This is a genomic window from Amycolatopsis sp. 195334CR (assembly GCF_017309385.1).
GTDB lineage: Bacteria > Actinomycetota > Actinomycetes > Mycobacteriales > Pseudonocardiaceae > Amycolatopsis.
The window spans coordinates 4,306,257-4,322,203 of sequence record NZ_JAFJMJ010000001.1 but is presented as its reverse complement, the minus strand read 5'-3'; the positions used below and the strand labels follow the sequence as shown (position 1 = coordinate 4,322,203).

Below are 15,947 nucleotides of genomic sequence, written 5' to 3'. Positions count from 1 at the left end.
CAACCCGTCCTTTGTCGCTAATTCTGAGCAGTGCCGTCGGTCGCCAGCCTCAGCAGGCTTTCGGCGTCCATGTCGTCGAGCGAGACGTCGCCACCGGCCGCGTCGCCGTCGGTGGCCGGTTCCGGTTCGCCGTCCTCACCCGCCAGTTGCAGGACCAGGTCGAGCAGCCCGGCCTTGCGCAGCCTGCTGATCGGGATCGAGGCCAGGGTTTCGCGGATCCGGGTGTCCGGGTCGTCGGCCGCGGGCTCGTCGTCGCCGAACAGCTCGGCCTTGAGGAACTTCGCGATCGCCGCCGGGGTCGGGTGGTCGAACACCAGCGCCGCGGCCAGCGGCAGCCCGGTGGCCGCCTTGAGCCGGTTGCGCAGTTCCACCCCGGTCACCGAGTCGAAGCCGACCTCGCGGAAGGCCTGGTTGGCGGGCAGGGCGTCGGTGTTGTCGTAGCCGAGCGTGCCCGCCGCCTCGGTGCGGACCAGCTCGAGCAGGGCCCGGCCGCGTTCGGCGTCCGGCATCGCGGTCAGGCGCTGCTTGAACTCCGACTCGCCGGACTCGGCCGTCGCGGTTTCCGGCTCGGCCAGCGCCTCGACCACCTCGGGGAGTTCCGAGAGCAGCGGGCTCGGGCGGTTCGCGGTGAAGCTCGGCGCGAACCGGGTCCAGTCCGTGTTGGTCACGGTGAGCGCGGTCTGGCCGTCTTCGAGCGCCTGGCGCATGGCGGTGATCGCCAGCTCCGGCGCCATGGTGAGCAGGCCGCGGCGGGTCAGGTGCTCCCACATCGACGGGTTGTCGTGCACCATGCCCGCTTCGGCCCAGGCACCCCAGGCGAGCGCGGTCGCCACCTGGCCCCGGCCACGCCGGTACAACGCCAGCGCGTCCAGGAAGGCGTTGCCCGCCGCGTACCCCGGTTGGCCGCCGCTGCCCCAGTTGGCGGCACCGGAGGAGAACAGCACGAACGCGTCGAGGTCGAGGCCTTCGGTCAGCTCGTGCAGGTGCCACGCCGCGGTCATCTTGGCCTGCAGCAGCGCGTCGAGCTGGTCCATGGTGAGCGCTTCGATCGCCGCGTCACCGACGCCGACCCCGGCCGCGTGCACCACCGCGGTCAGGTCCGGGATCTCCGCGAGCAACGCCGCCACACTGTCACGATCGGACACATCGCAGGCCGCGATGGTGACCCGCGTACCCGCGGCTTCGAGCTCTTCGCGCAGTTCCACGGCTCCCGGCGCGTCCAACCCGCGACGGCTGGTGAGCACCAGGTGTTCGGCACCGCTCTCGGCCGCCCAGCGGGCGACGTACCCGCCGAGACCGCCGGTACCGCCGGTGATCAGCACCGTGCCGCGCACCCGCCACGGCTCGGCCGGCCGCTCGGCGACCGGCGCCGCGTGCACCAGCCGGCGGCCGAACGCCCCGGCCGAACGCACCGCGACCTGGTCCTCCCCGGTTCCGGCGAGCACCCCGGCGAGGCGTTCCACGGTCCTGTCGTCGAACTCGACCGGCAGATCGACCAGCCCGCCCCAGCGGCGGGGCAGTTCGAGCGCGGCCACCCGGCCCATGCCCCAGAGCGCGGCCTGTTCCGGGTTGCGCACCTGGTCGGCCTGGCCGACCGAGACCGCTCCCCTGGTCACGCACCACAGCGGGGCCTCGATGCCGGTGTCGCCGAGCGCCTGGGTGATCAGCAGCGTCATCGCGAGGCCGACCGGCACGTTGCCGACCGCCGGTGCCTCCGCGATGCCCGCCAGCGACACCACCCCGGCGAACTCGTTGTGCGCGACCTCGGCGAGTTCCTTGGCCAGCGCGGTCCGGTGGGTGTCACCGACCTCCATCAGCACCGCGTCGTCACCGAGCACGGCCAGCACCTCGGTCACCCACGGGTCGTCCGCGTACCCGGCGGGCACGAGGGCGAGCCAGGTGCCGGTGAGCCCGGTGGTCGCGGTGATCGGGGTCCACGACTCGCGGTAGCGCCACGAATCCACAGTGGACTGCGTGCGCTGGCGGCTACGCCATCCGGCCAGCGCGGGCACCACCAGTGCGGCGGTGTCGGTGTCCAGCGCGAGCGCTTCGGCGAAGTCGCCGTCCTCGACCAGGTCCCAGAACGCCGCGTCCACCGGGTCGGCGGTGGCGACCGCCTTCGGCTTCGCCGCTTCCGGCCAGTACCGCTGGCGCTGGAAGGCGTAGGTCGGCAGATCGACCCGGCGTGCGCCCGTCCCGGCGAAGAACACCGTCCAGTCCACCGGGACACCGGCGACGTACGCCTCGGCGAGCGAAGTGGCGAACCGCTTCGCCCCGCCTTCGTCGCGACGCAGGGAGCCGACCGCGGCGACCGGGATCTCCAGGTCCTCGGCGGTGGCCTGCACCGCCATGGTGAGCACCGGGTGCGCGCTGGTCTCGACGAACGCGCGGAACCCGTCGTCGAGCATCGCCTTGACCGCTCCGGCGAAGTTCACCGGCTGGCGGGCGTTGTGGAACCAGTACTCCGGCCCCAGTTCGCTGCTTTCGACCAGACCACCGGTCACCGTCGAGTAGAACGGCACGTTCGCCTCGCGCGGGGTGATCTCGGCGAACAGGTCCAGGATCGCGTCACGGAGCGGGTCGACCTGCGCGCAGTGCGAGGCCACAGTGGACGGAACCACCCGCGCCCGGATGTCCTCGGCCACACAAGCCGCCACGAACTCGTCGAGCAGGTCCAGCGGCCCGGCGACGGTGAGTGCCTTGGGACCGTTGATCCCGGCGATCGTCAGGCCTTCCGGCAGGCGCTCGCGGAGCTGGTCCTCGGTGAGCGCCACCGAGGCCACCGCCCCGTTGCCCACCAGTTCGTCGGCGAACAACTGGCTGCGCAGCACCACGATCTTCGCCGCGTCCTCCAAGCTGAGCGCCCCCGCGATGTAGGCCGCCGGGATCTCCCCCTGTGACGACCCGACCACTGCCGCGGGCTCCACGCCCGAGGCGCGCCACAACTGCGCCAGCGACACCATCACCGCGAACAGCAACGGCTGCAGCACCTCGATACGCTCCAGCGGCGCAGCGCCCTCACGAAGCTTCTCGATCACCGACCAGTCGACCAGCGTGCCGATCACCCGATCGCACTCGGCCATCCACTCGGCGAACACCGGAGACGAGTCGAGCAGTTCCAGTGCCATCCCGGCCCACTGCGCACCCTGCCCCGGGAACACGAACACCGGCGCGGACGCACCTTCGATCACACCACCGCGAACGACATCCTCGCCGAGCAAGACCGCCCGAGCGTCGAAAGTCGTGCGCGAGGTGAGCAGCGAGGCGCCGACGTCGATGGGGTCCGCTTCGAGCGCCCTGATCCGGTCGAGCTGGGCTTCGGCGGCGGCCTCGGTCTTGCCCGAGAGGACCCACGGCACCACCCCGTCGATCGGCGAGCGCGTGCCCTTGATCGGCAGCACGGCCGGTTCCTCCGCCGGTGCCTGCTCCAGGATGATGTGCGCGTTCGTCCCGCTGATGCCGAAGGACGACACCCCGGCCCGACGTTCGCGGCCCACCTCGGGCCACGGCTTCGTGTCGGTCAGCACGCTCACCGCACCGGACGTCCAGTCCACATGCGACGAAGGCTCGTCGGCGTGCAGCGTCTTCGGGAGCACGCCGTGCCGCAGCGCCATGACCATCTTGATGATGCCCGCGACCCCGGCGGCGGCCTGCGTGTGGCCCAGGTTCGACTTCACCGAACCCAGCCACAGCGGGTGCTCGCGCTCCTGGCCGTAGGTGGCCAGCAGTGCCTGCGCTTCGATCGGGTCACCCAGTGCGGTCCCGGTGCCGTGCGCCTCCACCGCGTCGACGTCCGTTGTGGACAGTCCGGCGGAAGCCAGCGCCTGCCGGATCACCCGCTGCTGCGACGGCCCGTTCGGCGCAGTCAGCCCGTTCGAAGCGCCGTCCTGGTTCACCGCGGAACCGCGAACCACGGCCAGGATGTTGTGCCCCTTGCGCTTCGCGTCGGACAACCGCTCGACCACGATCAGGCCGACGCCCTCGGACCAGCCGGTGCCGTCGGCGTCGTCGGAGAACGCCTTGCAGCGGCCGTCGGCGGCGAGCGCCCCTTGCTTGGACAGCTCGGAGAAGACCAGCGGCGTGGACATCACCGTCGCGCCACCGGCCAGCGCCAGATCGCATTCGCCCTGCCGCAGCGACTGGACCGCGAGGTGCAGCGCCACCAGCGAAGCCGAGCACGCGGTGTCGACGGTGACCGCCGGGCCCTCGAAGCCGAAGGTGTAGGACAGGCGGCCAGAGATCACGCTGGCCGCGAGGCCGGTCGCGCCGTGCCCACCGGTCTCCTGCCCGGTGTTGGCGATCAACGTGGCGTAGTCCTGGCCGTTCGTGCCGACAAAAACGCCGGTCTGGCTGCCGCGCAGCTCCGCCGGGTCGAGGCCGGCGCGTTCGAGCGCCTCCCACGAACCTTCGAGCAGCAGGCGCTGCTGCGGGTCCATGGCCAGCGCCTCCCGCGGCGAGATGCCGAAGAAGGCCGGGTCGAACTCGGCCGGGTTCGGCAGGAAGCCGCCGTGGCGGGTGATGCTCGGGTTGTCGCCGCCGAACACCTCCTCCAGGTCCCAGCCGCGGTCGGCCGGGAAGGTGGTCACCCCGTCGCGGCCGTCGACCAGCAGCTCCCACAGCTCCTCCGGCGACCGCACGTCCCCGGGGAACCAGCAGGACATCCCCACGATCGCGATCGGCTCGGCGTGGTCCCGAGTGCCGTGAAGGTGGCTTTCACTGCGTGTCCCGGTGCCGTGAACGTGGCTTTCACGGCCTACCAGCTCACCCACCAGGTGCTCCGCCAGCACGCGCGGGGTCGGGTAGTCGAAGACCAGGCTCGCGGGCAGCGCCAGCCCCGTCGCCTCGTTCAGCTGGTTGCGCAGCTCGACCGCGGTCAGCGAGTCGAACCCGAGGTCGCGGAAGGCGTTGTCCACGCCCACCGCGTTCGCGCTCGCGTAGGCCAGCACCGAGGCGACCCGCGCGCGGACCACGTCCAGCACCGCGTCGACCTGCTCGGCCTCGGGCAGGTCCAGCAGCTTCCGGTGCAGCTCGTTCGCGACGGTCTCGGTGGTGCGACGGACAGCCTCGGCCTCGTCCAGCAGACGCCGCGCGCCGGGAAGGTCCCCGAGCGAAGGCGTCGCCCGCATGCCGAGCAGCCAGCCGAGCGCCGGGCGCAGGTCGGCCACCACCATCGCGGCGGCTCCCTCGGCCACGACCTGCCGCAGCGCGGTGATCGCCAGTTCCGGGTCCATCACCGGCGAGTCCTCGCGGTGCGCCCACTCCGAGTCGACCGCCATGCCCGCCCCGGCCCAGGCACCCCAGGCGATCGAGGAGGCCGCGAGCCCGAGCGACCGGCGCCGCTGCGCCAGTGCGTCGAGCACCGCGTTCGCCGCGGCGTAGTTGCCCTGCCCCGGGTTGCCGACGGTGCCGGCGACCGAGGAGAACAACACGAACGCGGTCAGGTCCAGCTCGCGGGTCAGTTCGTCGAGCACGATCGCGGCGTCGACCTTCGCGCCGTAGACCGTGGCGAACCGCTCCGGCGTGAGCCCTTCGAGCACGCCGTCGTCGAGCACGCCCGCGGTGTGCACCACGCCGGTCAGCGGCTGCTCGGCGGGAATCCCGGCGAGCACCTGCGCCACGCTCTCGCGATCGGTGACGTCGCAGGCGGTGATGGTGACGTCGGCCCCGAGGCCGGTCAGCTCGTCCCACAGTTCCACCGCCCCCGGCGCGTCCGGACCACGACGGCTGACCAGCACCAGCCGCTGCGCACCACGCGCGGCCAGGTCCCGTGCCACCCGTGCGCCGAGCGCCCCGGTGCCGCCGGTGATCAGCACGGTCCCGGTCGGCTCCCACTCGCCGGCCCCACCCGGCGCCGCGACCACACGACGGCCGTAGAGCCCGCGCGAACGCACCGCGACCTGGTCCTCGCCCGCCTGGCCGGAGAGCACATCGGCGAACCGCCGCGCGACCTGCTCGTCGATCACCTCGGGCAGGTCGACCAGCCCGCCCCACTGGCGGGGCAGTTCCAGCGCGGCCACCCGGCCGAGGCCCCAGACCCCGGCCTGCCACGGCTCGGTGACCTGCTCGCTGTCGTCGACCGCGACCGCGCCACGGGTGACGGCCCAGACCGGCGCCAGGATCCCGGCGTCGCCCAGTGCCTGCACCAACGAGGCCGTCGCGGTGACACCACCGAGGTCGGCATCCAGCGCGAGCAGGGAGATCACGCCCGCGAAACCGCCTTCGAAGTCACCGGGCAGGCGCGCGGCAATCTCCTCGCGGCCGATCCCGGCGACCTCGACGCGCAGCATGTTCGAACCCAGCACCGCGGTCAGCCACTCACCGTCGCCGTACCCGGTGGGCACCACGACGAGCCAGGTCCCGGAAAGCGCGCCGGAGGCCGCGCCGGGCAGGGCGCGCCAGGTTTCCCGATACCGCCAGGAGTCCACAGTGGACTTCACGCGCCTGCGGTTCCGCCACGAGGACAACGCGGGCAGCAGGGCGTCCAGCGGTTCTTCGCCGACGCCCAGTTCGGTGGCCAGGCTCTCCAGGTCCTCGCGTTCGACCGCGGCCCAGAACTCGGCGTCCACCGTGTCCCCGGCTTCGACCTCGGTCTCGACCGGTTCCGGCCAGTAGCGCTCGTGCTGGAAGGCGTAGGTCGGCAGGTCCACCCGGCGCGCGCCGGTGCCGGTGAACAGCGCCCGCCAGTTCAGCTCGACCCCGCTGACGTGCAGTTTCGCCAGTGCGGTCACCGCGGCCAGCTCCTCGCCGCGGTCCTTGCGCAACACCGGCACGGTCACCGATTCCGGCGTGGTCTCGGCCGCCATCGCGGACAGCACGCCGTCGGGGCCCAGTTCCAGGAAGGTGTCGACGCGCTCACCGGTCAGCGTGCGCACGCCGTCGGCGAACCGCACGGTCTCGCGGACGTGCCGCACCCAGTACTCGGGGTCGGCGAGCTGGGCAGGCGTGGCGATCTCGCCGCTCAGGTTGGACACCACGGGGATTCGGGGCACGTCGAACCGCAGGCCCGTCACCACGGTCCTGAAGTCGGCGAGCATCGAGTCCATCAAGGGTGAGTGGAACGCATGGCTGACCGGCAAACGCCTAGACTTCCGCCCGCGCTCGGCGAAACTCGCCGTGATCTCGGCAGTGACCTGCGCCTTTCCGGAGATCACCAGTGAGCCGGGGCCGTTGATCGCGGCGATCGCCACGTCCTCGGTCAGCAGTGGTGCGACCTCCTCCTCGGTGGCCTGGATTGCCACCATCGCGCCGTCCGCGGGGAGCGCCTGCATCAGGCGGGCCCGCGCCTCGACGAGCCGGCACGCGTTCTCGAGGTCGAGCACCCCGGCCACGTGGGCGGCGGCGATTTCACCGATCGAATGCCCCGCCAGGTAGTCGGGCTTGACGCCCCACGACTCGATCAGCCGGAACAGCGCGACCTCGATGGCGAACAACGCGGGCTGCGCGTTGCCGGTCTGGTTCAGCGCCTCCTGGTCCTCGCCCCACATGACCTCGCGGACGTCGAGGTGTTCGAGCACCTCGTCCAGTGCCGCGGCGAACACCGGGAACCGCAGGTACAGCTCGCGGCCCATGCCGATCCGCTGGCTGCCCTGGCCGGAGAACAGCACCGCCAGCGACCGCTCGCCCGCGACTCCGCGCGCGATCTCGGTGGTCCCGTCGACGAGCACCGCGCGGTGCTCGAAGTCCGACCGCGCGACGACGGTCGAATAGCCGATGTCCAGCGGTGACGTCTCCGGGGTCACGAAGGCTTCGAGGCGCGCGAACTGAGCGCCCAGCGCCTCGGCGGACCGGCCGGACACCAGCCACGGCACCACCGACGACTCCACATCCGCCTGCTGGATCACCGGCTCGACCTCGGGCGCCTGCTCCAGGACCAGGTGGGCGTTCGTCCCGCTCACGCCGAACGACGACACCCCGGCGCGGCGCGGGCGGCCGGTCTCGGGCCACTCGGTGCGCTCGGTGAGCAGTTCCACCGAGCCGGCGCCCCATTCCACATTGGACGAAGGGGCGTCGATGTGCAGTGTCTTCGGCAGCACGCCGTGCCGCAGGGCCATCACCATCTTGATCACCCCGGCGACCCCACCGGCGGACTGCGGGTGCCCCAGGTTCGACTTGATCGAGCCGAGCAGCAGCGGCCGGTCGCGGTCCTGGCCGTAGGTGGCGAGCACCGCCTGCGCTTCGATCGGGTCGCCGAGCACCGTGCCGGTGCCGTGCGCCTCCACCGCGTCCACGTCCGAAGTGGACAGACCGGCGGCAGCCAGCGCGGCGCGGATCACCCGCTGCTGCGACGGCCCGTTCGGCGCGGTCAGCCCGTTCGACGCGCCGTCCTGGTTGACCGCACTGCCGCGCACCACGGCGAGCACGGTGTGCCCGTTGCGCTGCGCGTCGGACAGCCGTTCCAACGCGACCACGCCGACGCCCTCGGACCAGCCGGTTCCGTTGGCGGCCTCGGCGAACGACTTGCACCGGCCGTCGGCGGCGAGACCGCCCTGCGAGCTGAACGCGTTGAACGCGCTCGGTGTCGACATGACCGCGACTCCACCGGCCAGCGCCAGGTCGCATTCGCCCTGCCGCAGCGCCTGGGACGCCAGGTGGATGGAGACCAGCGACGAGGAGCAGGCCGTGTCGACGGTGACCGCGGGACCTTCCAGCCCGGCGGTGTAGGAGACGCGGCCGGAAATCACGCTGGCCACCGAGGAGGTGGTGGCGTAGACGTCCTTGTCGCCGTTGTTGCCCGGCAGGTTCGGGTAGTCCTGGCCGGTGGTGCCCATGAACACGCCGGTCTGGCTGCCGCGCAGGGACATCGGGTCGATGCCCGCCCGCTCGATGGCCTCCCAGGTGGTTTCGAGGACCAGGCGCTGCTGCGGGTCCATCGCCACGGCCTCACGCGGTGAGATGCCGAAGAAGCCCGCGTCGAACCCGGCGACGTCGGTGAGGAAACCGCCTTCACGGGTGGCGCTGTTGATCGCGTCGAGCGCCCAGCCGCGGTCGGCCGGGAACCCGGCGATCGCGTCGGTGCCGCTGTCGACCAGCTGCCACAGCTCCTCCGGCGTGGTGACTCCACCGGGGTAGCGGCACGCCATGCCCACGATCACGATCGGGTCGGTGCCGTGAATGTGGCTTTCACGGCGCTCGCCGGTGCCGTCAATGTGGCTTTCCCGGCTTCCGAACAGCTCCGTCAGCAGGTGCTCGGTCAGCGCGCGAGGCGTCGGGTAGTCGAAGACCAGCGCCGCCGGCAGCGCCAGGCCGGTGGCCGCCTTGAGCTGGTTGCGCAGCTGGACCGCGGTCACCGAGTCGAAGCCGACCTCGCGGAAGGCCTTGCCGGCGGGCAGGTCCTCGGCCGCGTCGAAGCCGAGTGTCGCGGCGGCCTCGGTGCGGACCAGGTCGAGCAGTACGCGGGTGCGTTCCGACTCGGCCAGCCCGGCGAGCCGCTGCTTGAGCGCCGACTCCTCCTCCGGCGCGTCCTCGGCGAGCGCCTGCCGGGCCGCCGGGATCTCCGAGAGCAACCGGCTCGGGCGCTGGCTGGTGAAGCTCGGCGCGAACCGCTCCCAGTCGGTGTTGGTGACGGTGATCAGCGTGCGGTCCTCCTCGATGGCCCGCTGCAGGGCGCTGATCGCCAGCTCCGGCTCCATCGACAGCAACCCGCGCCGCACCAGGTGCTCGGCCATGTCCTCGTGCGTGGCCATGCCCGCCTCGGCCCACGCGCCCCAGGCGATCGAGGTCGCGGTGAGCCCGTGCGCGCGGCGGTACTGGGCCAGCGCGTTGAGGAAGGTGTTGCCCGCCGCGTAACCCGGCTGGCCACCACTGCCCCACATCGCCGCCCCCGAGGAGAACAGCACGAACGCGTCCAGGTCGCCGGTCAGCTCGTGCAGGTTCCACGCGGCGGCCAGCTTCGACCGCATCAACGCGTCCAGCTGGTCCACGGTCAGCGATTCGGCCGGGGCATCCCCGACGCCGACACCGGCCGTGTGCACCACGGCGGTCACCGGGTGTTCCGCGAGCAGCGCGGCCAGTGCGTCCCGATCGGCCGCGTCGCAGGCGGCCACGGTGACGCGGGCGCCCCTGCCTTCGAGCTCGTCCCGCAGTTCCGGCGCGCCCGGTGCGTCGAGGCCGCGACGGCTGGTGAGCAGCACGTGCTCGGCACCGGTTTCGACGGCCCAGCGCGCGACATACCCGCCGAGCCCACCGGTTCCGCCGGTGATCAGGACCGTGCCGTTCGGCTGCCAGCGGCGCACCTGCTCGGCCGGGGCCGCGTGCACCAGCCGACGTCCGTAGACACCTTCGGCGCGAATCGCCACCTGGTCCTCATCCCCGGACAGCACGGCAGCCAGGCGACCGTCGATCTCGCCGATGACGTCGACCAGACCGCCCCAGCGGCGAGGCTGTTCGAGTGCGACCGCCCGGCCGAGGCCCCAGAGCGCGGACTGGTCGGGTTCGGTGACTTCGGCGGGTTCAGCGACCGCGACGGCTCCGCGGGTGACATTCCACAGTGGAGCTTCGATACCGGCGTCGCCCAAGGCCTGCACGAGGGTCAGCGAACGAGCCAGCCCGGCGGGCACGGCACCGATGCGCGGCGCTTCGGTGGTCCCGAGCAGGGAGAGCACCCCGGCGACTTCGAGACCACGCAGCCGGTCGGCCAGCTCCGCCCGATCGACCGCGCCGACTTCCAGCGTGATGGTCTCCACGCCCAGCTCGGGCGCCTCGCCACCCTCCGGAACGACGACCAGCCAGGTCCCGGACAGCTCACCGGACGCCTTGATCGGCGCCCACGACTCGTCGTACCGCCAGGAATCCACTGTGGACTTCGCCCGGCGGCGGCTGCGCCACCCGGCCAGTGCGGGCACGACCCGTGCCGCGGTGTCGGTGTCCAGGTCCAGTTCGGTGGCGAAGTCGCCTTCGTCGACCAGTTCCCAGAACTCGGCGTCCACCGGGTCCACCGTGGTCACCGGCGTGCTCGGCTCCGGCCAGAACTGCTTGTGCTGGAAGGCGTAGGTCGGCAAGTCGACTCGCCGTGCCCGTGTTCCGGCGAAGAACTGCCGCCAGTCCACCCGCACCCCGGCGACGTAGGCCTCGGCGAGCGAGGTCATGAACCGCGCGGGACCCCCCTCGTCGCGACGCAGCGAGCCCACCGCGACGGTCGGCACGTCCAGCGACTCCGCCGTCTGCTGCGCCGCCATGGTCAGCACGGGATGCGCGCTCGGCTCGATGAACACCCTGAAGCCGTCGTCGAGCAGGTTCTTGACCGCACCGGCGAAGTTCACCGGCTGGCGCGCGTTGTGGAACCAGTACTCCGGCCCGAGTTCACCGCTCTCGATCAGCCCGCCGGTCACCGTCGAGTAGATCGGGATGCGGGCCTCCAGCGGAGTGATCTCGGCGAACATGTCGAGAATCGCGTCCCGGAGCGGATCGACCTGCGCGCAGTGCGAGGCCACAGTGGACGGAACCACCCGCGCCCGGATGTCCTCGGCCACGCAGGCCGCCACGAACTCGTTCAACGGCTCGACCGGCCCGGCCACGGTGACCGCGTTCGGCCCGTTCACCCCGGCAATGGTCAGTTCGCCGGTCAGGCGCGCCCGCGTCTGCTCCTCGGTCAGCGCGACCGAGGCCACCGCGCCATTGCCCACCAGTTCATCGGCGAACAACTGGCTGCGCAGCACCACGATCTTCGCCGCGTCCTCAAGGCTCAAGGCACCGGCGATGTAGGCGGCGGGGATCTCGCCCTGCGAAGACCCGACGACTGCCGCAGGCTCCACGCCCGAGGCGCGCCACAACTGCGCCAACGACACCATCACCGCGAACAACAGAGGCTGCAACACCTCGATCCGCTCCAGCGGCGCAGCGCCCTCACGAAGCTTCTCGATCACCGACCAGTCGACCAACGAGCCGACCACCCGGTCACATTCCGCCATCCACTCCGCGAACACCGGAGACGAGTCGAGCAACTCCAACGCCATCCCGGCCCACTGCGCCCCCTGACCCGGGAACACGAACACCGGCGCCGACGCACCCTCGGCAACCACACCGCGAACCACGTCGTCACCCAGCAACACCGCACGCGCGTCGAAGCTCGCCCGGGTGGTCAGCAGGGAGGCGCCGACATCGACCGGATCGGCGTCCACCGCGCGGACCCGCTCCAGCTGCGTGTCCAGGGCGTTGGCCGACTTCGCCGACAGCACCCACGGCACCTGGCCGTCGATCGGCGCCGGACCGGCGGGCAGGTCGAGCAGCGGCGCGTCCGACTTGGGCGCCTGCTCCAGGATCACGTGCGCGTTCGTCCCGCTGATGCCGAACGAGGACACGCCCGCCCGGCGCACCCGGTCGACCTCCGGCCAGTCGGTGGCGTGCCGCAGCACCTCGACCGAACCGGCTTCCCAGTCCACGTGGGACGAGGGTGTGTCGACGTGCAGCGTCTTCGGCAACAGCCCGTGCCGCAGCGCCATCACCATCTTGATCACCCCGGCGACGCCGGCCGCGGCCTGGGTGTGCCCGAGGTTCGACTTCACCGAACCGACGTACAGCGGCCGGTCGCGGTCCTGCCCGTAGGTCGCCAGCAGGGCTTGCGCCTCGATCGGGTCACCCAGCGTGGTGCCGGTGCCGTGTGCCTCGACCACATCGACGTCCTGAGTGGACAGTCCAGCGGAAGCCAGCGCGGCCCGGATCACCCGCTGCTGCGAAGGTCCGTTCGGTGCGGTCAGGCCGTTCGAAGCACCGTCCTGGTTGATCGCGGAACCCCGCATCACGGCGAGGATCGTGTGCCCGTTGCGCTTCGCGTCGGACAACCGCTCCAGCACCAGAAGCCCGACGCCCTCGGAGAAACCGGCGCCGTCCGCGGAGTCGGAGAACGCCTTGCACCGGCCGTCCACCGCGAGGCCGCGCTGACGCGACAGCTCCACGAAGGTGCTCGGCGTCGACATCACCGTGACCCCACCGGCCAGTGCGAGATCGCATTCACCCTGGCGCAGCGACTGGGCGGCCAGGTGCATGGTGACCAGCGACGACGAGCACGCGGTGTCGACGGTGACCGCCGGGCCCTCGAAGCCGAAGGTGTAGGAGACGCGGCCGGAGGCGACGCTCAGCGAACCGCCCGTGGCCTGGAAACCTTCGGAGGTCTCGGCGTCCAGGATCGTCGCGTAGTCGCTGTACATCACACCGGCGAACACACCGGTCTGGCTGCCGCGCAGGGACGCCGGGTCGATTCCCGCGCGCTCCAGCGCTTCCCACGAACCTTCCAGCAGCAGGCGCTGCTGGGCGTCGGTGGCCAGCGCCTCGCGCGGGCTCATGCCGAAGAACACCGGGTCGAATTCGCCCGCGTCGTGCAGGAAGCCGCCGAGGCGCGTGTACGAGGTCCCGGAAACCTCGGGATCCGGGTTGTACAGCGCGTCAAGGTCCCAGCCGCGGTTGCTCGGGAACCCGGTGATCGCGTCCGCGCCCTCGGCCACCAACCGCCACAGTTCCTCCGGCGACCCGACCTCGCCGGGGAACCGGCAGGACATCCCGACGATGACGATCGGGTCGTCGCTGTGAAGGTGGCTTTCACGGCGCGTCTTGGTGCCGTGAAGGTGGCTTTCACTGCTCTCGAACAGCTCGTCGCGCAGGTAGGCGGCCAGTACCGCGGGCGTCGGGTAGTCGAAGACGAGGGTCGCGGGCAGCTTCAGCCCGGTGGCCGACGTGAGCCGGTTGCGCAGCTGCACCGCGGTCAGCGAGTCGAAGCCCATGCTCTGGAAGGCGAGCTGCGGGTCGACCGCCTCGACGCCCGAGTAACCCAGCACCACCGCGACCTGACCGCGGACCAGGTCCGCGAGCGCCGTGGTCCGCTCGTCGTCGCCCAGCGAGGCGAGCCGCTGGACCAGGGTCATCGCGGTCTCCGCCCCGGCGACCGTGCGCCGCGAGCGGCTGCGGATCAGGCCGCGCAGCAGTGGCCGGACCTCACCCTGCGCCCGCAGCGCGGGCAGGTCGAGCCGGATCGGCACCAGGGCCGGTTCGGTGGCGGCCATCGCGTCGTCGAACAGCGCGAGGCCCTGTTCGACGGTCATCGGCGGCATCCCCGCCCGGCCGAGGCGTTCGCCGGCGTCCTTGTCGGCCAGCATCCCGGTCTGGTCCCAGGCGCCCCACGCCAGCGAGACGGCGGGCAGGCCCTGAGCCCGGCGGTGCTCGGCGAGGGCGTTCAGGAAGGCGTTCGCCGCGGCGTAGTTGCCCTGCCCGGCGGTGCCGAACACCCCGGCGGCCGAGGAGAACAGCACGAACGCGTCCAGGTCGCCGGTCAGCTCGTGCAGGTTCCACGCCGCGTCGACCTTCGGCCGCAACACCGTGTCCAGCCGCTCCGCGTCCAGGGACCCGATCACCCCGTCGTCGAGCACACCCGCCGTGTGGATCACGGCCTTGATGTCGTGCTCGGCCAGCAACGCGGCCAGCGCCTCCCGGTCGGCCACGTCACAGGCTACGACCCGCACGTCCGCGTCGATATCCGACACGTCCGCCTCACCGCGACGGCTGACCAGCAGCAGCTCCCGCACCCCGTGCTCGTCGACCAGGTGGCGGGCGACAGCCAGGCCGAGACCACCCGTGCCACCGGTGATCAGCACCCGGCCGGACCAGCTGAACTCCGCTTCCGGCCGCGTGCGCGCCAGGCGCGGCACCAGTATCTCGCCGTCGCTGATCCGCACGTGCGGCTCGTCCACGGCGAACGCTTCCGGCGGCACGTCCCCGTCGGCCTCGATCAAGCCGAAGCGGCCGGGGTTCTCCGCCTGCGCGACCCGCACCAGGCCGCCGACCGCCGCCGCGGCGAGACCACCGCGCGTCACGATCACCAGCCGGGCGTCACGCTGCCAGCCCTGGAGCACACCGAGGACTTCGGCGGTCGCCGCGTGGGTGGCCTCGACCACATCACCGGTGGTCTCGACCTCGTACACCTCGTACTCGTCCACAGTGGACGACACCGTGGCGGGCACCCAGTCGACGCGGAACAGCGGCTCGCGCTGCGCGACCGGCTCGGCGACCACGCGCGTGACCAGCGACCGCACCGACGCGACCGGCGCCCCGGCCGGATCGGCCACCGCGATCGCGAAACCCTCACCGGTCGGCGTGAACCGGACGCGCACCGCGGAAGCGGCGGTCGCGTGCAGCGAAACGCCCTCCCACGAGAACGGCAGTCCGCCACCACCGCCGTCGGTCACGCCGACCAGCAGCGGTGCGTGCAGGCTCGCGTCCAGCAAGGCCGGGTGCAGGCCGAACCCGTCCGGCGAAACGCCTTCGGGCAGCGCGACTTCCGCGAAGATCTCGTCACCGACGCGCCAGGCCGCGCGCAGGCCCTGGAACACCGGGCCGTACTCGAAGCCCAGTTCGGCGAAGCGCTGGTAACAGCCGTCCACGTCGATCGGTTCGGCGCCGGCGGGCGGCCAGGCGGTGTCGAATTCGACGGTCACCGCGCCGGTCGCGAGCACACCGGTGGCGTGCTCGGTCCACGGTTCGTCCACAGCGTCCTCGGGACGGCTGTGGATGGTGACCGGCCGGTTCCCGGCGTCGTCCGCCGCGCCGACGCGGACCTGGAGGCGCACGGCCTGCTCGGTCAGCACCAGCGGGGCGGCCAGCGTCAGTTCCTCGATCCGGTCGCAGCCGACCTCGTCACCCGCGCGCACGGCGAGTTCGACGAACGCCGTGCCCGGCAGCAACGCCTGGCCGTTGACCGCGTGGTCGGCCAGCCACGGGTGTGACCGCAGCGAGAGGCGGCTGGTGAGCACGTCCTCGCCCTCGGCCAGTTCGACGGCGGCGCCGAGCAGCGGGTGCTCGACCGAGCCCAGTCCGGCGGCGCGGACGTCGCCCGCCCGGCCGGAGGCGCTGGGCCAGAAGCGCTCGTGCTGGAAGGCGTAGGTGGGCAGGTCGACCTGCCGCGCGCCCTCGGGGAAGAACGCGGTCCAGTCCACCGGGACGCCCTGCACGTGGGCTTCGGCGAC

At 72.1% G+C, this 15,947-nt stretch carries 1 protein-coding gene (only partly in view); it reads right to left on the bottom strand.

Features of this window, described 5'->3' with window-relative positions:
• Positions 1-17: 17 nt before the first annotated feature.
• Positions 18-15,947, bottom strand: the final stretch of a protein-coding gene (locus JYK18_RS48020; protein WP_307795963.1) for a type I polyketide synthase. The gene runs 17,001 nt beyond the window's last position; only the last 15,930 of its 32,931 coding nucleotides appear in the window; its start codon lies off the right edge, out of view — the gene reads right to left on this strand; its stop codon occupies positions 18-20.